At 44.1% G+C, this 23,971-nt stretch carries 25 protein-coding genes; 17 read left to right on the top strand and 8 right to left on the bottom strand.

Translation table 11 applies throughout. The features are described 5' to 3' along the window. Positions 1-94: 94 nt before the first annotated feature. The 4 genes from ACFQ1X_RS08005 to ACFQ1X_RS07990 all read right to left on the bottom strand — a co-directional run bounded on the left by ACFQ1X_RS08005 (position 95) and on the right by ACFQ1X_RS07990 (position 3,947). Complete coding sequence (locus ACFQ1X_RS08005) at positions 95-691, bottom strand: DUF998 domain-containing protein (RefSeq protein ID WP_144840934.1); 597 nt, start codon at positions 689-691, stop codon at positions 95-97. Positions 692-777: 86 nt separating this feature from the next. Beyond that, a complete protein-coding gene (locus tag ACFQ1X_RS08000; protein ID WP_144840935.1) occupies positions 778-1,275 on the bottom strand; it encodes a DUF7000 family protein in 498 nt (165 codons plus the stop codon). A gap of 366 nt (positions 1,276-1,641) precedes the next feature. After that, positions 1,642-3,006 (bottom strand): 23S rRNA (uracil(1939)-C(5))-methyltransferase RlmD, encoded by a 1,365-nt coding sequence (gene rlmD, locus ACFQ1X_RS07995; RefSeq protein ID WP_144840936.1) that lies wholly within the window; start codon positions 3,004-3,006, stop codon positions 1,642-1,644. 41 nt (positions 3,007-3,047) lie between these two features. After that, a complete protein-coding gene (locus ACFQ1X_RS07990) occupies positions 3,048-3,947 on the bottom strand; it encodes a TIGR01777 family oxidoreductase (RefSeq protein ID WP_144840937.1) in 900 nt (299 codons plus the stop codon). A 92-nt stretch (positions 3,948-4,039) separates the two neighbouring features. On the opposite strand from ACFQ1X_RS07990, the gene recX reads away from it, so the two are divergent. Genes recX through ACFQ1X_RS07975 form a run of 3 tightly spaced genes read left to right on the top strand, consistent with a single transcriptional unit; the run spans position 4,040 to position 5,427 of the window. Then, the gene (gene recX / locus ACFQ1X_RS07985; protein WP_144840938.1) at positions 4,040-4,846 is read left to right on the top strand and encodes a recombination regulator RecX; all 807 of its coding nucleotides are present in this window, start codon (positions 4,040-4,042) and stop codon (positions 4,844-4,846) included. Further along, positions 4,839-5,171 carry a YfhH family protein gene (locus ACFQ1X_RS07980; protein WP_144840939.1) on the top strand — a complete coding sequence of 111 codons (333 nt, stop codon included), beginning with the start codon at positions 4,839-4,841 and terminating at the stop codon, positions 5,169-5,171. The genes recX and ACFQ1X_RS07980 overlap by 8 nt, the downstream gene beginning before the upstream one ends. A 4-nt stretch (positions 5,172-5,175) precedes the next feature. Continuing rightward, complete coding sequence (locus tag ACFQ1X_RS07975) at positions 5,176-5,427, top strand: YfhJ family protein (RefSeq protein WP_144840940.1); 252 nt, start codon at positions 5,176-5,178, stop codon at positions 5,425-5,427. A gap of 71 nt (positions 5,428-5,498) precedes the next feature. Here the strand turns inward: ACFQ1X_RS07975 and ACFQ1X_RS07970 are convergent, their stop codons facing one another. Next, complete coding sequence (locus ACFQ1X_RS07970) at positions 5,499-6,479, bottom strand: metal-dependent hydrolase (RefSeq protein ID WP_144840941.1); 981 nt, start codon at positions 6,477-6,479, stop codon at positions 5,499-5,501. 111 nt (positions 6,480-6,590) lie between these two features. Here ACFQ1X_RS07970 and mutY point away from each other — a divergent pair, with 111 nt between their 5' ends. From mutY to nikC, 9 genes are all read left to right on the top strand, one after another. Next, on the top strand, positions 6,591-7,670 hold the full coding sequence (gene mutY, locus ACFQ1X_RS07965; protein ID WP_144840942.1) for an A/G-specific adenine glycosylase: 1,080 nt from the start codon (positions 6,591-6,593) through the stop codon (positions 7,668-7,670). 2 nt (positions 7,671-7,672) lie between these two features. Further along, the gene (fabL, locus tag ACFQ1X_RS07960) at positions 7,673-8,419 is read left to right on the top strand and encodes an enoyl-[acyl-carrier-protein] reductase FabL (RefSeq protein ID WP_144840943.1); all 747 of its coding nucleotides are present in this window, start codon (positions 7,673-7,675) and stop codon (positions 8,417-8,419) included. 103 nt (positions 8,420-8,522) lie between these two features. Beyond that, positions 8,523-9,065, top strand: a complete 543-nt coding sequence (gene ntdP / locus ACFQ1X_RS07955; RefSeq protein ID WP_144840944.1) for a nucleoside tri-diphosphate phosphatase — start codon at positions 8,523-8,525, stop codon at positions 9,063-9,065. Positions 9,066-9,137: 72 nt separating this feature from the next. Beyond that, entirely contained in the window at positions 9,138-10,889 is a 1,752-nt protein-coding gene (locus ACFQ1X_RS07950; RefSeq protein ID WP_144840958.1) for an ABC transporter ATP-binding protein, read from the top strand. A 191-nt stretch (positions 10,890-11,080) separates the two neighbouring features. After that, a complete protein-coding gene (locus tag ACFQ1X_RS07945) occupies positions 11,081-12,100 on the top strand; it encodes an ABC transporter ATP-binding protein (protein WP_144840945.1) in 1,020 nt (339 codons plus the stop codon). Continuing rightward, positions 12,075-13,058, top strand: a complete 984-nt coding sequence (locus tag ACFQ1X_RS07940; RefSeq protein WP_379082050.1) for an ABC transporter ATP-binding protein — start codon at positions 12,075-12,077, stop codon at positions 13,056-13,058. The genes ACFQ1X_RS07945 and ACFQ1X_RS07940 overlap by 26 nt, the downstream gene beginning before the upstream one ends. 26 nt (positions 13,059-13,084) lie before the next feature. Next, complete coding sequence (locus ACFQ1X_RS07935; RefSeq protein WP_144840946.1) at positions 13,085-14,719, top strand: ABC transporter substrate-binding protein; 1,635 nt, start codon at positions 13,085-13,087, stop codon at positions 14,717-14,719. Between the two features lie 83 nt (positions 14,720-14,802). Continuing rightward, positions 14,803-15,807, top strand: a complete 1,005-nt coding sequence (locus tag ACFQ1X_RS07930; protein WP_144840947.1) for an ABC transporter permease — start codon at positions 14,803-14,805, stop codon at positions 15,805-15,807. Between the two features lie 14 nt (positions 15,808-15,821). After that, complete coding sequence (gene nikC / locus ACFQ1X_RS07925; protein WP_144840948.1) at positions 15,822-16,709, top strand: nickel transporter permease; 888 nt, start codon at positions 15,822-15,824, stop codon at positions 16,707-16,709. Between the two features lie 57 nt (positions 16,710-16,766). On the opposite strand, the gene ACFQ1X_RS07920 is transcribed toward nikC, so the two are convergent. Together ACFQ1X_RS07920 and ACFQ1X_RS07915 are read right to left on the bottom strand one after the other, a co-directional pair. Beyond that, on the bottom strand, positions 16,767-17,852 hold the full coding sequence (locus ACFQ1X_RS07920) for an FUSC family protein (RefSeq protein ID WP_144840949.1): 1,086 nt from the start codon (positions 17,850-17,852) through the stop codon (positions 16,767-16,769). Positions 17,853-17,889: 37 nt separating this feature from the next. Further along, positions 17,890-19,176, bottom strand: coding sequence for a glutamate-1-semialdehyde 2,1-aminomutase (locus ACFQ1X_RS07915; RefSeq protein ID WP_144840950.1), 1,287 nt, complete (start codon positions 19,174-19,176; stop codon positions 17,890-17,892). Between the two features lie 123 nt (positions 19,177-19,299). Here ACFQ1X_RS07915 and bcp point away from each other — a divergent pair, with 123 nt between their 5' ends. From bcp to perR, 4 genes are all read left to right on the top strand, one after another. Further along, positions 19,300-19,776, top strand: a complete 477-nt coding sequence (bcp, locus tag ACFQ1X_RS07910; RefSeq protein ID WP_144840951.1) for a thioredoxin-dependent thiol peroxidase — start codon at positions 19,300-19,302, stop codon at positions 19,774-19,776. A 13-nt stretch (positions 19,777-19,789) separates the two neighbouring features. Beyond that, positions 19,790-20,731, top strand: a complete 942-nt coding sequence (locus ACFQ1X_RS07905; RefSeq protein WP_144840952.1) for a D-2-hydroxyacid dehydrogenase — start codon at positions 19,790-19,792, stop codon at positions 20,729-20,731. 2 nt (positions 20,732-20,733) lie between these two features. Next, on the top strand, positions 20,734-21,291 hold the full coding sequence (locus ACFQ1X_RS07900) for a cob(I)yrinic acid a,c-diamide adenosyltransferase (protein ID WP_144840953.1): 558 nt from the start codon (positions 20,734-20,736) through the stop codon (positions 21,289-21,291). 122 nt (positions 21,292-21,413) lie between these two features. Beyond that, complete coding sequence (gene perR / locus ACFQ1X_RS07895) at positions 21,414-21,857, top strand: peroxide-responsive transcriptional repressor PerR (RefSeq protein WP_144840954.1); 444 nt, start codon at positions 21,414-21,416, stop codon at positions 21,855-21,857. A gap of 97 nt (positions 21,858-21,954) precedes the next feature. Here perR and ACFQ1X_RS07890 read toward each other — a convergent pair whose 3' ends face one another. Further along, positions 21,955-22,308 carry a YgzB family protein gene (locus ACFQ1X_RS07890; protein ID WP_144840955.1) on the bottom strand — a complete coding sequence of 118 codons (354 nt, stop codon included), beginning with the start codon at positions 22,306-22,308 and terminating at the stop codon, positions 21,955-21,957. A gap of 233 nt (positions 22,309-22,541) precedes the next feature. Here ACFQ1X_RS07890 and ACFQ1X_RS07885 point away from each other — a divergent pair, with 233 nt between their 5' ends. Continuing rightward, positions 22,542-23,414, top strand: coding sequence for a nucleotidyltransferase-like protein (locus tag ACFQ1X_RS07885; RefSeq protein WP_144840956.1), 873 nt, complete (start codon positions 22,542-22,544; stop codon positions 23,412-23,414). Positions 23,415-23,971 lie beyond the last annotated feature (557 nt).

Here is a 23,971-nt window from a genome sequence, read left to right as displayed (position 1 = left end):
TTGTGTTGATATAATTTTTAAGATTTCTATCACTTGCTATAAAAGGACGCTTCGGGTTCCGAAAGCAGTGTGAAGTGCAGCAGTTCAGTACATTTCAGCTGATTCTGTCGAAATTGGGATTCTTGAATACTTGTGTGCCATTCGGTGTTTTCAGAAAGAAAAATAACCAACCAAAAGCACTGACGAACATAACTCTTTGCAATAGTCCCATGATTGCAGGAAAGTTCATCATAGCCAGAGATATTACTATGGCTACAATAGCCATGATGATACCTGCAGTTCTTTGTGATCCCGAGCTGATAAATGTGTGGTCCACAGCAAGAATGGTGAAACTGAATCCGGTAATACCAGCAAATATCGAATGAATTTGATCCTCTAGCTGATTGACTGACATCGACTGAATTAAAGGTGCGTGTTGGAAAAACCCTGTCATTACCAGGCTGAGCCCGAAAATTGCACCTACAATCTGATGGTATCTGACTCCAGTATGAAAAGTAACAAGAATTGCCATTGTTCCAAGAGCAACAAAAACTGAATTCATGACCCAAGAATTTGGCGAACCTTTAGCACCCAAATGGCTGGTAGTGTTACTCAAAAGAGAATAGCCCGAAAAACTGAATAACGCCATTCCATTTGATACTACTAAAAATAGAAAAAAGATAAGCAAAGAGACATACTTTAGTGTTTTCATTTTTAGAAAACTCCTCAGAGAAATCAATGTTTTAAAAAAACGCTTGTCGACAAATTCAGCTTGGGCCACAAAGCTGAACTTTGAAGTTATTCGTCAGTTAAAAACGTGTTTTCAACCTCCTGTATAAAACTTATTACCCCCAGATCGATTTGATTTGTTAATTCAGTCATGTTGTCAAAATCAGGCTTCTCAACCACTATGGTTTCAATAATAGAAGACATTCCTTTGTCATCTGCGGTTAAGGAATGTTTATTCATTCTGTGTCCACTGAATTTTCTATGGTATTTAGACATAACGGCTCTGTTTCTTCCGGAAAGCCAAACTTCAAATTGCATTTTATCATGCCTGAAAACAACCATGTATTTCAGTTGATTTTGTTGTGCCAACTTAGAGGTTATTGTAAAAAACGTCAAGTCCAGATAACCAAGATACAGATTTGCCGATACTTCATATTCCGGATACTTTTCCTTAAAGTACCTGCGTAATTCCTTAATGTATTGCATCAAGCTTTTATAGGCTTTTTGCAGATCAGTGACCTTCAATAATTCTCCGTATTCATATAGACTTTTGCTGAGAGATTCCATTTTTCATACACCTCCGTATAGACAGGATTATTATGAGTTATTGCAATGTCATCTTCATGTTTACCAAAGAATCGCAAGGATTATAAAAGGCATTGATAGATTTAACTCCATAATGTGTTTTTCTGCGGATGTTCATCGGTGGTGTTTACAAATACTGCTCTAAGAATAATTTTAAAACAATTCAGAAAATTTAACAATGTAAATCTGATTTAGCTTTAGAAAGCATTAAACGCAAAAACCGGCTTGAATCATAAATTCAAGCCGGTTTTCTCAATTTTTAAATTGCTTTGTTGACTAGTTGATTTAAAGACTAAAAAAATTGAAACTGTTAGAAATAAAATTATTTATTACGTTTGAATTTACAGCCTATTTTCGCTCCAACAGGCAAACTGCCTCTACTTGCGCCGTTTGCGGAAACATGTCGACAGGCTGTATATATTCGATTCTATAAATTTTCGTCAATTGTTGCAGGTCTTTCGCCAACGTGGAAGGATTGCATGATGTATAGACAAAGCGTTTCGGTTTCACTGCCAGAATTGTTTTCAATAGGGAATCTCCGAGTCCTGTGCGCGGCGGATCAACCGTCAGCACGTCAGGCACAAAATCTTCTTTGCTCCAAATATCGAGCCACTTTTCGGCAGTTCCGGTAACGTATTTCGCTTTGACCCCCTGACGTTTGGCATTTGCTTTAGCATCCACCACACTGTCATGGATGGTGTCCATGCCGCGCAGTTCGCCGGCGCCGTCCGCGAGCCACAATCCGATAGTGCCAACTCCGCAATAAGCGTCTACGACTTTCTCTTTGCCGGTCAATGCCGCTGCACGTTTAATTTCATCATATAGTTTCACGGTCTGCTTCGGATTCAATTGAAAAAATGCGCGAGCTGAAAGATCAAAAGCAAGCTCGCCCAATTTTTCATGAATCGTATCTTTGCCGAATAAAGTGACAGTTTCGTCACCGAAAATCAAAGAAGTTTTCTCAGTGTTGATATTCTGAACAATTGACACAAGATTAACGTCGAGGTCTTTCAGTTTTTCGAGCAATAATTCTTTTTTTGGTATTTTCGAACGTGTGGTCACCAGCACCAACTGAATTTCACCGGTTTCAACACCGGTGCGGACCACGATTGTCCGAATGACTCCCTGCATTGTTTTTCCGTCGTAGATTGGAATCCGCAATTCTTCCAGGATCCGTTTTACGGAATTCGTGATGACGGTCGTATCCGGGTGTTGCACGATGCATTGCTCGATATCGAGTAATTGATGAGAACTTTCAGCGAACAGGCCAGCGATGACCTTCGAACCTTTCAGGCGTGTTTGGAACTGGCTTTTATTGCGGTAATGCCATGGATCCTCCATACCGATTGTGTCTTCGATTTTGACGTTAACGCCTTTAAGATAACGCTCTAGTGCCTGTACAATCAAATCCCGCTTTTCGATGAGCTGCTGGTCATACGTCATATGCTGCAATTGGCAACCCCCACAAGCCTCATAGATCGGGCAGGGTGGAGTTTGGCGATGAGGGGAGGCCTTTCGCATTTTAACTACACGGGCTTCTGCGAAATTCCGTTTGATTGTCGTAATTTGCGCTGTAATTTCTTCGCCGGGCAAAGCGCCGGGCACAAAAACGACATTGCGCTTAAAGTAACCGATGCCTTCGCCGTTGATACCGAGTCTTTTAATCGTTAACGGAAACTTTTGGCCAGTTTCCATAATGGGTTTATCATTCATTCTGCACACGTCCTTCGTTTGATCATCCGTACATTATAGCGCTATTTATAGATATCAGCCAGAGCCGATCTGAGATCCGGGTAGGAGAATTCAAAACCGTGTTTCTGCAAGACCTCTGGAAGGACGCGTTGTCCTTCCAATACCAGGCGGCTTTTATCTCCAAGTACGGCTTTCAATACAAATTCCGGCACCGGGAACCAATGGGGCCTGCCCAGCTCATGTCCAATTTCCTTGCCAAATTCTTTCATGCGTTTTGGATACGGTGCTGTGACATTGAATGGGCCTTCAAGTTCTGTCGTTTCAATTGCGAATAGGACTGCTCGTGCTAAGTCATTTACGTGAATCCAGGATAGCCACTGTCTGCCGGTACCGACTGTGCCCCCGCCAAAAAGTTTATAAGGCAGGGCCATCAGCGGCAAGGCGCCATCTTTTTTGCCCAGAATGATGCCGAAACGACCGCACGCAACCCGGACGCCATGTTCTTTCGCTTCATTTGCCAGGCGCTCCCATTCGATGACGGTTTTAGCGAGAAAGTCTTCGCCTCTTTCAGTGGAATCTTCTGTATAGGATTTTTCAGTCGAAGCAGGATAAATTCCAACAGCGCTGGCGTTGATCAACACTTCCGGTTTATGTTCCAATGCCCGGATGATGCGCAGAACTTCAGTTGTTGCTTCCACCCTGCTGCTGTAAATCAGCTTTTTCTGCTCCTCATCCCAGCGTCCGTCGTTGATCGATGAACCAGCAAGATTCACAAACGCATCGATGCCAGCCAACTCGAGTTCTGGTTTCGCGTTGTCTGTCAGCCACTCGACATAGTGAACTCCCCCTTGGGAAGGTTTCGGGCTTCTCGTCAGCACAAAAACTTCGTGACCTTGCTGACGGAATAAGTCAGTCATTTCTTTGCCGGCAAAACCGGTTCCACCAGTGATTGCTATCTTCATGCATATCGCCTCCATTTCCTTTATTGTACCCTGAATCGATGCAATTAAGCCTTTAAAAGGGTATACTTATAAGGGAAGTGAGGTGCCGGTGAATGCCGATTATCACGAAAATCACACAAGGGAAAAAGAATCCTGAACGCTATAATATTTTCCTTGAAGAGAAATTCGCTTTCAGCGTCGATGAAACGGTGCTCGTCCGGTATCAATTGACCAAAGGGAAAGAGCTCGACCAATGGACCATTGAAGAAATGAATTTTGAAGATGAAGTCCGTAAAGCTTTCAATAAATCACTCGACTTTCTGAGTTTTCGAATGCGCAGTGAAAACGAAGTGCGGCAGAAATTGAAAGACAAAGAATACGGCGAAGCAGTTATAGATGAAGCGATCAAAAAATTATACAAACTGAACTTCCTGGATGACCGGGCATTTTCAGAAGCGTTGATGCGCACACAGATGAAGTCGGCCAAAAAAGGTCCGAAAGCGATCCAACAGGATATGCAGAAGAAAGGGATTGATAAACAAGTGCAAAAAGATGTACTCGCATCCTATTCTGATGAAGAGCAGCTGGAACTCGCCAAAGGACTCGCAGAAAAAATTGCTGACAAGGAAAAAACGAAGACTCCACGCCAGATTGAACAGAAAATCAGTGACACATTGCTTCGCAAAGGTTATTCTTATTCACTGATCAAATTGGCAATAGCAGATTTGGATCTGGAAAAAGACGAAGACCAATGGACCGACATTGTCGCAGCGCAAGGTGATAAACTTTGGCGTAAATACAGCAGCAAATTAACCGGCTATGATTTGAAATCCAAAGTGAAACAGGGACTTTACCAAAAAGGATTTCCCGCCGAAGTCATCAATGAATACCTGGAGAAAAAGGAGAACGAAGATGAGTGAAGATAAACGATACAACCAGATGGATGAACAGGAATTGCGAACAGAAATTGCACGCCTGAAAGAAAAAGCACGCAAAGCCGAACAGCTGGGCATCATCAATGAGTTTGCTGTGTTGGAACGCAAAGCCATAATGGCAGCCAGCTATCTGCTCGATCCGGAAGATTTCAAAAAAGGGGAAGTCTACCATATCGAAGGAGATCCCAATGTCTATTTTCAAATCGATTATTTGAAAGGCCGATTTGCATGGGGCTATCGCCTTGGTGGCGATAAGTTCACAGAGGCTTTACCAATTTCCATGCTGCGTCCGTTAAAAGAAGGGAAGTAGGAATATGAAGGAAGTCATTGAACAATTGACCAGTGAACTGCAGGAGAAAAATCCGAATATCTCAGAAGAAAAAGCGCGCACATGGATTGAATTGCTTGCTTCGGACTTTGAATCTTCTTACGCAAAAGCGGGATATGATTACCAGGGCACTGAAGTGGTCGAAAAAGTTGTACGCCAGTGGATTGACAGCTACGGCGAAAATATCCACGAATTTGCAGCCAGCAACCCGAAATATTCCCATTTATTGAACGACTGATTAAGGGCTACTATTAAGTTGTTGAAGCATCAAAAAACGCACACCCTGGAGTGTGCGTTTTATGATTCGATTTAGTTATGGCTGAAATCCAGTTTTTTGCGAAGCTTGTCTTCACTGAAGATCCAACCGGTGTAGGAATTGAGGATATTGTAATCCTCATCCAGATGAGCTACTGCAACAAAAGGATAATAATCGTTGCTGCGATATCTCAAATCAATCAGCCGCACCTCTAAAATTTCTCCGTATTGATTGATTTCCCACCGGTAAAGAGGGGAAAATGAAACAAATGCTGCAAGGTTTTTGTCCTTTAAAGCAGTTTGAATCAATTCATTTTCAGGCATCGGCTTTTTCATGAACTTATCATAGAAGTTGATTGTCCGGCCGTATGCCCGCCCAACGTAATGGTGGCGGTCCGTATCTGCTGCGATGCGCCAATGGAAATAGCGCATTGTCGGTGCAACGAATATTTCTTTGGCACCCGGAACCGTATTGCGAATGGCATGTTTGATGGCTGATTGCAGAGCAAACCGTGAGAGATAATAAAGTACGAGCACAACATACAGAATGCCGATCGTCCATACCGGATCAGCGCCAAATGCCCAAATCATCAAGGCGATGACATGAGCTCCGAAAATAATCGGATCAAAAGTGTTGATGACGCCAAGAGCCACCCACTGATTGGAGAACGGCCTCAATGCCTGCGTGCCATAGGAATTGAAGATATCTACAAAAACATGCAGAAATACGGCGAGGAAAGTCCAAAGCCATAGATGCAGCAGATTCACTTCCGGAAAGATCAGCCATAATGCGCCGGTCAATAGGAGCGGCCATGTTAAAACCGCTGGAATTGAATGAGTGGCTCCACGGTGATGACGGATATAAACAGCGTTATCGCGCAATTTGAGTACCGTATCAATGTCCGGGATTTGTGAGCCGATGATGGTTCCAGCGATGACTGCGGTCATGGTCACGGTATCATTTGCCACGACGGGGTCCGCCATCGCGAGGCCGCCGAGTGCGATGCCCATGACAAGGTGTGTACCAGTATCCATCGTCTCATCCCCCTTCAAAAGTATTTGCTGTCTGACGGTAATTTGTTTTTTGATTACCCGTCATTGCTACTCATTACATACCCCTAATTTTAATGAAATAATCTAGTATCAATGGAGGGTTCCGTTATTAATATAGATAAAAAGCAATTTCAAAATGACTTGATCGATTGGTTCCATACAGAAAAAAGAGACCTGCCGTGGCGACGAACTGCGGATCCATATCAAATATGGATTTCAGAAATTATGCTGCAGCAAACCCGTGTGGATACGGTGATTCCCTATTATAAACGTTTTGTTGAGAAGTTTCCCACTTTGCACGATTTGGCGATGGCGGATGAAGAAGTTTTGCTGAAGCAATGGGAAGGTCTTGGCTATTATTCCCGAGCCCGCAACCTTCAGGCAGGTGTCAGGGAAGTGGCGGAGAAATATGGCGGCAAGGTTCCGGGCAGCCGCAAAGAGATTTTGGCTTTGAAAGGTGTCGGACCTTATACAGCCGGAGCGGTGCTGAGTATTGCCTATGGCTTGCCGGAACATGCGGTGGATGGCAATGTTATGCGGGTGTTATCGCGGATTTTATTGATTGATGAAGATATTGCCAAACCAAAAACGCGTAAAGTATTTGAAGAAGCGGTCACGGCATTGATCAGCCATGAAGATCCGTCCGCTTTCAATCAGGGGCTGATGGAGCTGGGAGCGCTCGTTTGTACACCGACGTCACCCAAATGCCTGTTATGTCCGGTTCGTGAGCATTGTGCGGCATTTAACGAAGGCAGACAACATGAACTTCCGGTTAAAACGAAAGCCAAAACAAATAAAGGCGTCAATTATGCAATGGTCGCCATTCGAAGCGGAGAATCCCTATTGATGGAAAAGCGTCCTTCAACAGGCCTATTGGCAAATATGTGGCAGTTCCCGCTATTGGAAATTGCGGAAAGTATTGGGGCACCAGGAGTAGAAGAACGGTTGTCCGAACAATTTAAAGGGACTGTGGAGAAAGCGGAGAAAATTACTTCTTTCAAACACGTCTTTTCTCATTTAACATGGAATGTGGATGGCTTTATCGCCAAAGGTGTAAATTTGGAAATTCCCGAAAACATGAAATGGGTCAATGCGGCAGAAATGGATTTGCTGCCGATATCGGGTCCGGTACAAAAAATGAAAACGGCTTTAACAAGCAGAGGAGATGCATAGAAATGGCTGATCAGAAAGTGGCATTGGTAACAGGAAGCAGTAGAGGGCTCGGAAAAGCGATGGCAATTGCCCTGGCAGAAGAAGGCTATGACATCGTGGTGAATTATGCACGCAGCAAAACCGCTGCTCTGGACACTGTAAAAGAAGTGGAAGCAAGAGGCCGCAAAGCCTTGCTGGTGAGAGCAAATGTAGGGGACGTTGACAAATTGCGCAGCATGTTCGAAACGATTAAAGAGGAGTTTGGCAGATTAGATGTGTTCGTATCGAATGCTGCGTCCGGTGTACTCCGCCCGATTATGGAACTTGAAGAATCACATTGGGACTGGACGATGAACATCAATGCCAAAGCGATGCTGTTCGGCGCGCAGGAAGCTGCAAAGCTGATGGACAAAGGTGGCAAAATTGTCGGCATCAGTTCACTCGGGTCAATCCGTTACCTTGAAAATTATACGACGATCGGTGTATCAAAAGCGGCGGTCGAATCAATCACCCGTTATTTGGCGGTTGAGCTTGCACCAAAAGGAATATCCGTCAACACGGTTTCCGGTGGTGCCCTTGATACAGAAGCGCTGAAACATTTTCCGAACCGGGAAGAGCTGTTGAACGATGCGCGTGTCAACACGCCGGCAGGGCGTATGGTGGAAATCGAGGATATGGTCAAGACGGCGATGTTCCTCATATCCGATGATTCGGATATGATTCGTGGACAAACGATTATCGTAGATGGTGGCCGTTCGGTCGTTATGTAATTTTTTGGTTAATCCGGCGTATTACTGTATGTTTTCAGAATTGATTGATATAATACTGAAATAGCAGATAATATAAGGGCTTAGACGAGAAGGTGGGATGGACATGGCGATTCCCGCAGAGGGAGAAACGATACAAATCCACAGTTACAAACACAACGGCCGAATCCACCGTGTCTGGCAGGAAACAACTGTTTTGAAAGGGACTAATAATATTGTAATCGGTGCAAATGAACGGACCCTGGTCACTGAATCGGATGGCAGGACGTGGTTAACACGCGAACCTTCGATTTGCTATTTTCACGCAGAGCATTGGTTCAACATCATTTGCATGCTTCGTGATGACGGGGTCTATTATTACTGCAATATCAGTTCGCCATTTGTATATAATAATGGTTCCCTGAAGTACATCGATTACGACCTGGATGTAAAAGTGTTTCCGGATATGTCTTACACATTATTGGATGAAGACGAATATGAAGACCATAAAAGACAGATGGGCTACCCTGAAGTAACGGACCAGATTCTCTATCGCAATGTTGAAAAGCTGATAGGCTGGATCAAACAGCGCAGAGGCCCATTTGCCCCGGACTTCATCGAAGTATGGACGGACCGGTATGAATTTCACAGAGAAAACCGGATTCGTTGATTAAATGGAAACCTGTTGCCAGCCAACAGGTTTTTCATTTTGAGAAAGAATGGAGTGATTATTTTGAGCACCATGAAACGAAGCAGCATGAAAAGGTACATGCATTTTGTTAAGCCGTATTATTGGCAAATAGCTTTGACCATCCTGATCGGCGTATTTAAATTTGCGATTCCGCTTTTTATTCCATTGCTGATTAAGATTGTCATCGACGATATTATCGGAGCGGAAGCGCTGTCGAGTGAAGAGAAATTGGAACAGCTCTACCTCTGGCTTGGAGGAACGGCAATTGTGTTCTTTCTTCTGCGCCCGCCGATTGAATATTTCCGCCAGTATTATGCACAATATGTAAGCAATAAAATCCTCTACGACATTCGTGGTTATCTCTATGGCCACCTGCAACGGTTAAGCCTCAGGTATTACGCCAACACGAGAGCAGGCGAAATTATTTCGCGTGTCATCAACGATGTGGAGCAAACGAAAAACTTTGTCATGATCGGCTTGATGAATGTCTGGCTCGATCTTGCGACGATTCTTATTGCAATTGGCATCATGCTGACGATGGATGTGTCATTGACGATAGTTGCCTTGCTGGCATTTCCATTTTATGCGTTGAGCGTCAAATACTTTTTCGGTCGCTTGCGTGATTTGACCCGTGAACGGTCGCAGGCTCTGGCAAACGTCCAAAGTTATCTCCACGAACGCGTGCAGGGGATGAGCATCATCAAAAGCTTTGCACTGGAAAAGCATGAACAGAAGATTTTTAACGATACCAATGATCAGTTTCTGGAAAAGGCGATCGACCATACAAAATGGAATGCGAAGGCTTTTGCCGTCGTCAATACCATTACCGATGTGGCACCGTTGCTGGTAATCGGCTATGCCGGTTATCAGGTAATTCAGGGAGATTTAACCCTTGGGACGATGGTAGCGTTTATTGCCTATATCGAACGTCTTTACAATCCATTGCGCCGACTCGTCAACTCTTCAACGACACTGGTGCAATCATTGGCATCGATGGACCGGGTCTTTGAACTGGTCGATGAAGATTATGATGTAACAGATAAAAAAGGTGCCCGCGATTTGAAAGTCGTGGACGGTAAACTGGAATTCCGCAATGTTTCATTCCATTATAATGATGGAGGCTCAGAAGTTCTCTCCGATATGAGTTTCACTGTTAAACCGGGTGAGACTGTTGCACTGGTCGGTATGAGCGGTGGAGGGAAATCGACGATTGTATCGCTGATTCCACGCTTCTACGATGTGACTGAAGGCGGCATCTATATGGATGACCATAATTTAAAAGATGTCAGCATCCATACACTCCGTGATCAGATCGGTCTGGTGCTGCAGGATTCAATTCTGTTCAGTGATTCAGTCAAGGCCAATATTTTAATGGGTAAACCGGATGCCACTGATGAGGAAGTTGAAGCGGCGGCAAAAGCTGCCAATGCCCATACGTTCATTGATTTGTTGCCGGAAGGCTACGACACGAAAGTGGGAGAACGGGGAGTCAAATTATCGGGTGGACAGAAACAGCGTATCGCAATTGCACGTGTTTTCCTGAAAAATCCGCCAATGCTGATTCTCGATGAAGCGACTTCCGCACTGGATCTGGAAAGCGAAGCACTGATCCAGGATTCGCTTGAGCGACTCGCTAACGACAGAACAACATTAATTGTGGCCCATAGATTGTCCACTATCACTCATGCCGATCAAATACTTGTTATTGACCATGGCGTATTGGCAGAAAAAGGCTCACACGATGAATTAATGAAGCGGAAAGGGGTCTATTATAACCTTTTCCAGGTTCAGCATTTCAAATAAAATTGGAGTTCCTTCCATAATATAGGTGTTTATTGCAAGCCAGCTGAGACATTCTTAGCTGGTTCTTTTTTTGTTCATAAAAATTTAATAGCCGACCCTATAAAAAGAACTGTTGCATATAGTTTAAATTTCCGTATAATTAAAAGAAATAAAATATTCAGAATTATCTTTAGGTAAAAAGGGGTGTCAAAATGGTAGAAAGAGAAAAAATTTTAGAAGTAAAAGGTTTGCAGACCACCTTTTTTACAGATGACGGCCAAGTACCGGCTGTAGATGATATAGACTTCCATATTCGTGAAGGTGAAGTATTGGGGATAGTAGGCGAATCCGGGTGCGGCAAAAGTGTGACTTCGTTGTCGATCATGGGATTGGTTCCAAGCCCTCCGGGCAGAATCACCAATGGCGAAATTTTATTTGAGAATACGGATTTGACGAAATTGCCCGAGAAGAAGATGCGTGACATCCGGGGCAATGATATAGCAATGATATTCCAGGAGCCAATGACTTCATTGAATCCATTATATACAATTGGAAACCAGCTTCAGGAAGCGGTCAAGATCCATAAAAAGGATTGGTCGAAGAAACAGATTTACAATCGTGCGGTCGAAATGATGAAATTGGTCGGATTGCCGCGTCCGGAAGGCTTGATGAAAGAGTATCCCCATCAATTATCGGGGGGGATGAGGCAGCGGGTCATGATTGCCATGGCATTATTGTGCGATCCCAAAGTGCTGATTGCGGATGAACCAACAACTGCGCTTGATGTTACTATTCAGGCGCAAATCCTGAAACTGATCAAGAATTTGAATAAAGAGCTCAACACGGCTGTCCTGCTAATCACCCATGACCTTGGAGTTGTTGCAGAAACATGCGAAAGAGTAGTGGTCATGTATGCGGGCAAAGTGGTCGAGGAAGGGGCGGTCGCCGATATCTTCAAAGATCCGCAACATCCATATACACGCGGGCTGCTGGAATCTGTTCCAGATATGAGATTCAAAAAAGAGCGGCTTTACTCAATACCAGGCAATGTTCCAAAACCGGGTACAATCAACACCGGATGCCGTTTTGCCCCGAGATGTGAATTTGCATTCGATCGCTGTTTTGAAGAAACACCGCCGCTGTACCAAACAACTGAAGAGCATCAGACAAGGTGCTTCCTATTTGATCCAAAGGAGGCAGAGAAGCATGACAGAACAATTGTTAAAAGTTGAAGGCCTGAAAAAATACTTCCCTATTAAATCAGGTATATTCGGAAGAGTGAACAATTACGTTAAAGCCGTCGATGATATTTCATTTACCGTTAAGGAAGGGGAAACTCTTGGCATTGTCGGAGAATCGGGCTGCGGCAAGTCGACTACCGGAAGAATGCTGATGAGGCTGCTGGAACCGACTGAAGGAAAAGTCACTTTCGACGGCCAGGAGCTTACATCTCTCTCGAGCGGTGATATGCGAAAGGCTCGCCGCGATATCCAAATGGTGTTCCAGGATCCTTATGCATCACTGAACCCACGGCATACTATTGAAAAGATATTAATGGAACCTTTGAACGTCCATGATATCGGTGACCCGAAAGAGCGCAAAAAAAAGGTTCACGAATTTCTGGAAATCGTAGGATTAAGCAGTTATCACGCAAAACGTTATCCGCATCAATTCAGTGGCGGACAACGCCAGCGCATCGGCATTGCCCGGGCGTTGATGACAAATCCGAAACTCATTATTGCTGACGAGCCCGTTTCAGCTCTTGATGTATCAATCCAGGCACAGGTGTTGAATCTGATGCAGGATCTGCAGAAAGAACTGAAACTGACTTATATTTTCATCGCACATGATCTCGGTGTGGTTCGCCACATCAGTGACCGTGTAGGCGTAATGTACCTTGGCAACATGGCCGAAATGGCTGATACCGAGGACCTTTACGAAAAGCCGCTGCATCCTTACACACAGGCATTGCTCACTGCAGTGCCCGTACCGGATCCGGCTTTCGAGAGGGAAGAAGTGGTTATCAAAGGGGATGTGCCTAGTCCCGCTAATCCGCCGAGTGGTTGCCGTTTCCACACACGCTGTCCATTTAAAATGGATATTTGTGAAACGACGATACCGATTTTCGCGGAAGTTGAAAAAGATCATTATGTGGCCTGCCACCTTTACGAGGAAAGCAGACCGCAATGATAATAAACAAAAATGGAGGGGTTAATTTGGGAAACAAGAAAATTCTATCACTTGCATTTCTGATGCTTTTGCTGATTTCGACAGTACTTTACGGCTGTAATGGCGGAACAGATGAAGAATCAGAAGGCGACAGCGGTGAAACTGGTGACGAAGGGGAGTCAACAGAAGAGAAAGTATTGATCTTCGGACGTGGTGGAGACTCGGTATCACTGGACCCTATCACTGTTACAGACGGTGAATCATTTAAAGTTACAAAGAACATTTTTGATACGCTTGTCAATTTCGGTGAGCAGGATACAGAACTTGAACCGGGATTGGCATCTGATTGGACTGCCGCAGATGATGGATTAACTTACACATTCACTTTGGAAGAAGGCGTAACATTCCATGATGGCACAGATTTCAATGCTGAAGCTGTTGTGGCAAACTTTGACCGTTGGGCTGCAGGAGATGCAGATCAATACCCGTACTACGGGTCTATGTTTGGCGGTTTTGGTGATGATGAAGGCCACGTAATCGAGTCGGTGGAAGCAACTGGCGATTATGAAGTCACTATCACATTGAAACGTCCGATGGCTCCATTCCTTAAAAACTTGGCAATGAGCCCGTTCGGTATCGCTTCTCCTACAGCAATTGAAGAGCAGGGCGATGCATTCGGTGACAATCCTGTAGGTACGGGACCATTCCAATTCGTTGAATGGAATCGTAACGATACTGTACGTATCGAGAAATACGATGATTATTGGGTTGAAGGCGAACCGAAATTGGATGAAGTCGTCTTCCGTGCAATTCCAGATAACTCTGGCCGTTTGAACGCATTATTGGCTGGAGAAATTGATTTGGCAGATGGGATCAACCCATCCGATGCCGCTACTATTGAAGCTGATGAGAACCTTCAAATTTATGAGCGTCCATCTATGAACGTCGGCTACCTTGGTTTAACTAACACACGTGAACCTTTCGACGATCCATTGGTTCGTCAGGCGATGAACCATGCAATTGACAGACAGGCCCTTGTTGATGCATTCTTCGAAGGTCGTGGAGAAGTTGCGAAAAACCCGATGCCGCCTGTAATCAGCGGATATAACGATGACATCGAAGGATATGAATACGATCCTGAAAAAGCGATGGAGTTGTTGGAAGAAGCCGGTCTTGGCGATGGATTTGAAATGGAACTATGGGCTATGCCTGTTCCGCGTCCATATATGCCGGATGGCCAAAAAGTTGCAGAAGCAATCCAAAGTGATTTGGCAGAAGTAGGAATCACTGCAGACATCGTTTCCTATGAATGGGCCACATATCTTGAAAAAGCTGCAAACGGTGAAGCTGATGCCTTCCTATTAGGATGGACTGGTGATAACGGTGATGCGGATAACTTCCTGTATGTATTGCTTGACCAGGATAATATTGGTTCAAACAACTACACATATTACGAAAATCAGGAATTGCATGACATTCTGATCGAAGCTCAGACGGAAGTCGATGAAGATGCTCGTAACGAATTGTATATGCAAGCTCAAGAAATCATTCACGAAGATGCACCATGGGTTCCACTTGCTCACTCTACACCATTACTTGCTGGTGGCAGCAATGTGGTTGACTTTAAACCACACCCAACTGGTTCAGATAAATTATCAACAGTTGACTTGAATCTGGAGTAGATTTTTCGAGAGGGGAGATCAAACTGGCTCCCCTCTTTTTTAAATTATTCTATACATATTGTTAGAGATGGAGAGGTGAAGAAATGCTTCACTATATTGGTAAACGGCTATTGCAATTGATTCCGGTTCTGCTCGGAATGACATTCATCGTTTTTATGATCATTCGTGCAATACCTGGTGATCCGGCTCAAGTAATTCTTGGTCAGCAGGCTTCTGAGGAAGCCATTCAGGCTCTGAGGGCAACGTTAGGATTGGATAATCCATGGTATATCCAGTATTTTGATTATTTGAAAGGACTGGTTACCGGAGATTTGGGAGAGTCGCTGCGAACCAGAACTCCGGTAGTTGATGAAGTATGGCCTTATTTGGCGGCAACAATCGAATTATCCGTTTTTGCAGTTATCATTGCCATTATCGTCGGAATTAATGCGGGAATCATTTCTGCATGGTTCCAGAATTCATGGTTCGACTATCTTGCTATGATTATTGCACTTATTGGTGTTTCAATGCCGATTTTCTGGTTGGGCCTTCTCAATCAATGGATTTTTGCTATTGAATTGGATCTGCTGCCAACTTCCGGCCGCATGAATGTGCGAGATCCGATAGAATCGGTAACAGGTTTTTATATTATCGATACCTTGATCACGGGACAATTCGATCAACTGGCAACAGTGATGCGACATCTGATACTTCCGGGAACGGCACTTGCTACTATTCCGATGGCCATCATCGCCCGGATGACGCGGTCAAGCATGCTGGAAGTCATGCGTTCGGATTATGTTCGTACAGCCCGTTCAAAAGGTTTGAAAATGTTTTGGGTCGTTTATAAGCATGCATTGAAAAATGCCATCATTCCTGTCATGACTATCATTGGTCTTCAAATGGGCTTATTACTTGGTGGCGCCATATTGACAGAAACAATTTTTGCATGGCCAGGAATTGGAAGGTATATATATGAAGCAATCGGCTTCCGGGATTACCCGGTAATCCAGTCGGGCATTCTGATTGTCGCCTTCATATTCGTTATGATCAATCTAATCGTCGATCTTCTTTACAGCTTAGTGGATCCGCGCATCAAATATGATTAGGAAGGGGGAGAATAATGGATGACACGACAGTAAAAAATGAAGATATTGAAATGCAGAAAGTGGCAGGGCCCTGGAAAGAAGCATGGCGCGGTTTCCGCAAAAGTAAAGTAGCTGTAGTTGGAATGGGAATCGTAATCTTCTTTATTCTATTGGCTATTTTCGGTCCACTGTTTACGCCACAGGGCATCAATGAACAAGACTTGACCCAACGGTTTCAACCTCCTTCCTCAACATATTGGATGGGGACCGATGATTTTGGCCGGGATATTCTTTCCCGTGTTGTCTACGGAGCGAGAATTTCTCTATGGGTAGGATTCTTAGCAGTAATCGCTTCAGTAATTGTCGGAAGTTTTCTCGGCATCTTGGCTGGCTATTACGGCAGATGGGTAGATACCATCATTTCCCGGATTTTTGATATCATGCTCGCTTTCCCAAGTATCCTTCTTGCGATTGCAGTTGTTTCAGTACTGGGACCGTCTTTACGAAATGCCTTGATTGCAATTGCAATCATTAATGTTCCCAACTTCGGCAGGCTGATAAGGTCGAAAGTATTGAGCATAAAAGAAGATGAATACATTATGTCTGCCAAAGCGATTGGCATGCAGGACAGCCGAATCCTGTTTTCGCATATTCTGCCGAACTCGATGGCACCGGTTATTGTGCAGGGGACTTTGGCGATTGCAACTGCAATCATCGAAGCGGCAGCACTTGGATTCCTGGGGCTTGGGGCATCTGCACCAACTCCGGAATGGGGCAAGATGCTTGCTGATTCCAGGTCTTTTCTGACCAATGCCCCGTGGACGATGATTTTCCCGGGTCTGGCTATTATGCTTACAGTTCTGGGCTTTAATTTAATGGGCGATGGCTTGCGGGATGCACTTGATCCACGCATGAAATCATAAAAAAACGTGCAGGGATTTTATCCCCTGCACGTTTTTATTTGAATTTAAATTAATTCGTCAAATGACATTTTCCAGATCTTCATCCACTTCATCACCATGGTAATTCAAGTAAGCGATGATCAATAAATCAAGATGCTCGAGCTGTTCCTCGTAATCGAGGATGGCAGAAAGGACATGCATCAAATGGTAAACAGAAAAGTCGCTGTCTTCCGATTCCAGAGCGATGTTGATTTCCTTGACGAAGATCGCCATCACTTCATGTCGTTTCACGGAAGCATCATTGCCTGATGATTCACTATGCTCCGGCCTTAATTTGCCAACATATTTCATATACAGCTGTTCGTGGTAGCTGGCCAGGCTTTCAAGCCGTTCCTGCACCATCATATGGAATTGCTCGGGAAGTTCAGTCAATTCATTTTCAAAGCGGTGCAGCCTTTTTAACACTTCCAGGCTCTTTTTGGAAGTGGCGATCATTTGGCGATACAACACTAATTTTCTTGCTTTAGTATATTGCTGCTTTTTCGTATAGCTTCTTTCATCTTTATAAAAGGAATACCATTGATCGACTTTAACGAGTTTATCAGTTAAACGGTCGATATCCTCTTTCACTGAAGCATGGTCGGATGCGTGCCGGATGGATACGCGAATCCAACGGACGACTTCTTCACTCACTTCATGGATGGATGTGAACAAACGCGTTTCGTATTTTGGTGGCAGAAAAATCATATTGACGATAAATGCAGAGAAAATACCCAATAAGACAGTTAAAAACCGCAGAGACGCAAATGACAGGAAATTACTGGTGTGCGAATCCATGATGATGATTATTGTGACAAGTGTCAGTGGCACAGTATTTTCGAGCTTTAATTTGAGCATGACGACAATTGCCAATATGGCGGCAAGTCCGATAGTCAGGTAATTGCTGCCAAGGGTCAATACGAATAGCACAGCTATCGTTGCGCCGATGAGGTTGCCATATATTTGGTCCAATAGGGTCAGGTACGACCTGTATATGGAAGGTTGTATTGCGAAAATTGCCGCTACGCCTGCAAAGACAGGAGAAGGCAATTCCAATAAGTTGGCTAAAAACAAGGCCATTGAAATAGCCACGCCGGTTTTTAATATACGTGCACCTAATTTCATAACTTATGAATCCCTTCTTCCTTTATTTTATTGCCTATTACAACTGGCTGAAAGCCTTTCGTACAGCCTGCAGCGCTGTGTCCACATCTTCTTCCGTATGTTCAGTCGTGAGGAACCATGCCTCATATTTGGAGGGAGCAAGATTAATACTCTGCTGGAGCATTAATTTAAAGAAACGCCCGAAGACTTCTCCATCTGTAGCTTCAGCCTGTTCATAATTTTCCACTGTCACATCGGTGAAGTAAATGGTCAAAGCGCCTTTCAGGCGATTGACAGTGATGGTAACATCAAAATCCTGTGCAGCTTTCAGGATGCCCTTTTCAAGCCGTTCACCGAGTCTGTCCATTTCTTCATAGACGCCTTTTTTCTGAAGAACCTCCAGACAGGCGATTCCTGCCTGGATCGAAGCGGGATTTCCGGCCATCGTGCCTGCCTGATAGGCTGGTCCGAGCGGGGCGACAGTTTCCATGATTTCTTTTTTCCCACCATAAGCGCCGATTGGAAGGCCGCCGCCAATGATTTTACCAAGCGCTGTCAGATCAGGTTTGAGGTTCAGCATATCCTGAGCACCACCGTAATGGAAGCGGAAAGCCGTAATTACTTCATCGTATACAATTAAGGCTCCTTTTTCTTCCGCTATCCGGTGAACTTCCGCAAGAAAGCCTTCTTTTGGCTCCACAATGCCGAAATTACCGACTATCGGCTCCACCAGGATGCAGGCAATTTGATGACCCCATTTTTCCATCGCCTCAGCAAAAGCTGCCGGATCATTAAACGGAATTGTAATGACTTCTTCAGCAATCGTTTTTGGTACCCCGGCTGAATCCGGTGTTCCAAGTGTCGCGGGACCTGATCCTGCTGCAACGAGTACCAGGTCCGAATGTCCATGATAGCAGCCGGCAAACTTCATTATTTTCGTGCGGCCGGTGTAGGCGCGGGATACACGGATAGTTGTCATAACAGCCTCCGTTCCACTATTGACGAAACGAACCCGATCCATATTGGGCATCGCTTCCTTCAGCATCTTGGCGAAAGTTATTTCGTGGCGTGTAGGTGTTCCGTATAATACGCCGGTTTCCGCAGCGTGGGAAATGGCTTTTGTAATATGTGGATGGCCATGACCCGTGATGATTGGTCCATAAGCTGCCAGAAAATCGATGTATTTATTGCCGTCGACATCCCAGAAATAGGCACCTTTTGCTCGCTCCATAACTACCGGCGATCCGCCGCCGACAGCCTTGAACGATCTAGAAGGGCTATTGACACCACCGACAATATGTTCGAGTGCTTCCTTATGCAATTTATTTGATTCTGTATGGTTCATTGGATAAATTCCTCCTACATAATGTCTATTCTATATTGTAGACAAGTTTATGTGTTTGCGCCAAAGAAATTGAAACTGCGTCTCCAGTTAGGTACGATAGACTTAAGAGAAGGAGTGATGGTATTGACCACATTAAAAGGTTTACATGCACCAGATTTCACTATGAAAAATGAAAACGGGGAAACTGTTTCTTTACAAGATTTTTCCGGTAAGAAATATGTGGTGCTGTATTTTTATCCAAAAGACATGACGCCTGGCTGCACCACACAGGCTTGTGATTTCCGGGATGCTGAAAAAGACTTTTCCGAACTGGGGGCAGTGATTCTCGGCGTCAGCGCAGATTCCGAACAACAGCACAGTAAATTCATCAGTAAACACGGCCTGCCATTTTCGCTGCTTGTGGATGAAGATCATAAAGTATCCGAGGCATATGGCGTTTGGGTTGAGAAAAAAATGTACGGCAAGGAGTTTATGGGGATTGAGCGCTCAACTTTCCTGATCGATCCCACAGGGACGGTTATTGAAGAATGGCGTAAAGTCAAAGTGACAGACCATATTCAGGAAGTCCTGGAAACAGTGAAAGACCTGAGCAAAGCATAGGGGGAGAAAGTTCATGGAAATTCTATTTACGTTTGTACCGAAAGAAGAAATGCAGCAACAAATCATCACAGAATTTCCGGATGCCGATTTTCATTTTTTTTATAAAGATAAAAGTAAATTGCCGACAGCAGATATCCTTGTGACGTACGGTGAGGACCTGGATGAAGAGGCTATTGCCCAAGCACAGAACTTAAAGTGGATTATGGTATTCAGTGCCGGTGTGGAAAAAATGCCGCATGAAGCAATCGCCGCACGGGGAATTACGGTATCAAATGTACGGGGCATCCATAAAACACCGATGGGTGAATCGGTTCTGGGCCATCTGCTCGCCTTAAAGCGCTCACTGCCTGATATCTACAAAAACCAGCAAAATCATAAATGGGAGAGACAATTCCGTTCAACCGAACTTAGAGGATCAACTGCTTTAATTTTGGGGCCCGGGGCTATAGGGGCTGAGGTAGGCCGGCTGCTGCAAGCTTTTGGCGTTATCACCATCGGCTGCAACCGTTCAGGAAATCAGGCGGAATATATGAATGAAATGATTTCGTTTGATGGGTTGCTGGCGAAATTGCCTGAAGCCGATATGGTCATTTCGATATTGCCGAGTACATCGGACACGAAATATCTGCTCGGCCTCGAGCATTTCCAGGCAATGAAACAAGATGCAATTTTTATGAATTTTGGCCGTGGAGATCTTGTCAAAGAGGAAGTTCTTATAGAAGCAATGCAAAATAAAATGATTTCATATGCCGTATTGGACGTTTTTGTACAGGAGCCATTACCCGAAGAACATGTTTTTTGGAGTCTGGATAATATTGTGATTTCACCCCATGTATCCGGAAAATCTGAAAAATACCTGGAGCGGGCTATGGAAATTTTCCTGCCGAACTTAAAGAAATGGTTGAGCGGAGAGAATGAGCCGACAAATCTCGTTAATATGGAAAAGGGGTATTAACTATGAAGATTTATACGAAGACAGGAGATAAAGGCACTACATCTCTTATATATGGCTCTCGCGTACCGAAAAACGATGTCCTGGTTGAAGCCTATGGAACCTGCGATGAAGCAAACTCGATGATCGGTTTGGCATTGGCCCATCTGAACGCTGAATTTTTCAGTGAGAAGGAAGAAATCTGCGAGATTTTTCACGAGATCCAGACGACTTTATTCCATGTGGGGGCAGAGTTGGCTACACCCGCCGGAAAAGAAGTGAAGTGGAAGCTGACTGCTGAAGATACAGGTAAGCTGGAAAAATGGATCGACAAGTATGATGCGGAATTGCCTGCATTAAGCAATTTCATCCTCCCGAGCGGCCATCCCGCCGGTGCTGCTTTCCACGTTGCCCGTACCGTAGTGAGAAGAGCGGAACGCCTTGCCACCACAATCGGGGAAGGGACGTCGCCTCATGTATTCGCCTATCTTAACCGGCTCTCTGATTTTCTTTTTGTCGCAGCGCGCTTTATCAACCAGCGTTTGGGCAGCAAAGAAAACGAATTGCACAGTGAGAGAAAATAAAGATTCATAAGACTCTTCCAGCGGCGCGCTTATAGTGATTTCTTGACATCTTCCTTCCATATTGAGTACACTAATTGTAACGATTATAAAGTAAGAATCTTTATGAAGTGAGGTGCACGGCGATGTCTGACGTTTTATTGAAAGACGCGCTTGATGCTTTGAAGTCTACAGGTGTCAGAATCACTCCACAGCGCAACGCGATTTTGGAGTATATGATTCACTCAACAACGCACCCGACAGCGGATGACATTTATCGCGCTCTTGAACAATCTTTTCCAAATATGAGTGTTGCAACTGTTTATAATAATTTACGTGTCTTTAAAAAAGCCGGTCTCGTGAAAGAATTGACTTATGGAGATTCATCAAGCCGTTTTGATTTTGTCACACATGATCATTATCATATGATTTGCAATGATTGCGGGAAAATTGTTGATTTCCATTATCCCGGATTGGATGAAGTCGAACACCTGGCTTCACATGTCACCGGATTTCAGGTAGATTACCATCGACTTGAAATTTATGGTACATGCCAGAATTGTCTTACTGGTTCAGCAAAGGCTCAATAAGAAAGCGAGCATAGATTTCTATGCCCGCTTTTTTATATTCCACGAAATATTTAGGATGCAAAAATCCGTCAGTGAAAGATCCACTGACGGATTTTGTTTATACTTTGGAATTTTTTTTATTGTATCCGACATCAAACTCTTTACCTTCAAGGGAAGGATCCATCGTCAATGGCTCGCGGCAATGCATACACATGTCGACACGACCGAGCATTTTTGTATGACGTCCACAACTTGGACATTCAACGGGAACAGTTTTCATCGAAAGAAGGCCGATCCAGGCATAAACACCGGTGCTTCCGATAATGGCTACAACTCCAAGCAACATAAAGGTGACCATAATTGCTGGCTGCTCTCTAAAGTAAATACCTATATACATAATCACGATGCCGATGAAAATTAATGACAGCGCAAAGGTTCTTATGCGGTTGATTTTATTTTTATAAGGTTTCATGTTTTATTCCTCCTTGCATCAATCATACTATATCATATTCAATGTGAAAAAGTGTTAATGCAATTCTCATGAAGGAATCGCGAGAAATATGTCGAAATAGAGAAAAGCAGTACCAATTCAATCGCATTCTGCGACCAGAACCCTTGCCGGTTGTGAAAATCACAAGAATAGATTCATTGATAGAAAAAGGGGAAGCCCGGTACAAGCCTGAAATTGCAGGGAGTGAAAATAAAATGGAACAAATCCTAAGGCCGATTTACCAGGAACGAGCGAGCCAGGAAAGTACGCTTGGCGTAGTGCTTGTTGAAAAGCGGGATAAAGTAAGCCCCAACACAGATACTTTTGATTCAATACTGCTGATCATTACGAAGGAAAACGAAACGCCTGTTTTTACAAAGCATTATACGTACGGTGAAAAAAAAGCGGCGATGCACATCATCACTGAGAAGCAGATGCAAAAATGGCTGCTGCTGGGTACGAACCGGAAAGTAGTTGACTGGTTGTTTAATGGACGAATCATTTACGATCGAAATGAATTCATGGAGAATTTGATAACCGAACTTAAGGAATATCCGTTTACAGGCAGGAAAATTAAGATGGGGCTTGAGTTTGCTAAACTCATCCGTCGATACCTCGAAGGCAAAGTCCTATTCGAAGAGAAAAATTATCTTGACGCCTATCGACATGTTATTGAATCCTTACATCATTTGGCGCGTCTTTCGGTTTTGGAAAACGGATTGCCTCCTGAAGTTACAGTGTGGTCCCAAGTTAAAAAGATAGAGCCATCCATCTATAAATTATACGAGGAACTGGTGCTCAGCGATGAATCGATTGATAAAAGACTTGAGCTGCTATTTCTTGCCAGCGAATTTCTGATTCATTCCCGGACAGAAGATGGAGCACAACACATCAGGGAAGTGATGTCGAAGAAGAAGAGCTGGACCATTCAGGAACTTCACGAGCAGGAGGAATTGAAAAACTATTCTTCCGACCTTGAAGTGTTCATCGAATACCTCGTAGATAAAAAATTGGTATTTATCGAAGGGGTCATGACCAAGAGCGAAGGGATTTTCCATCGTTATTACTACGTGAAAGGTGCTAAATAAAAATTATGTGTTCAGAAACGGTTTGTCCATCGACAAATTGTTTCTTTCATTAGAGAAGAGATTCGCATGATAAGTCTGGATAGTAATCCGGCGAGGCAAAATATGGAGAATTTTAAACGGAGAATGATTTAATCCTTTTTATCGTTGACAAACAAGGAGGTGACGTATTATGATATTAAATGTCGCTTGAACAGGTTAAGCTTTTTTAGAATAATAAATAACGCTTGACTCCTGCAACCGACGATGCTAAATTAAAGAAGTCGCTTTTACAGGATGCTAAATTTTGAACCTTGAAAACTGAACAGCAAAACGTCAACGAAAGACGTCACGAGCGCCTTGGCGCGAGAACGGCTTTTGCGATGGTCGCCTTCGGGCGATCGGAGCACAGCCTTCGAACTTCTCGGGTTCGTGACTTACTACTGATCAGCTTCGGCAGATCAAAGCGAATCGCCTGTCTTCGGACGGCGATGCGCCAGCAAGTACAAGAGCAATCAACTACTCTATAATGGAGAGTTTGATCCTGGCTCAGGACGAACGCTGGCGGCGTGCCTAATACA

It is taken from the genome of Metaplanococcus flavidus (assembly GCF_042675885.1).
GTDB lineage: Bacteria > Bacillota > Bacilli > Bacillales_A > Planococcaceae > Planococcus > Planococcus flavidus.
This window is presented reverse-complemented; position numbering and strand designations above follow the sequence as displayed.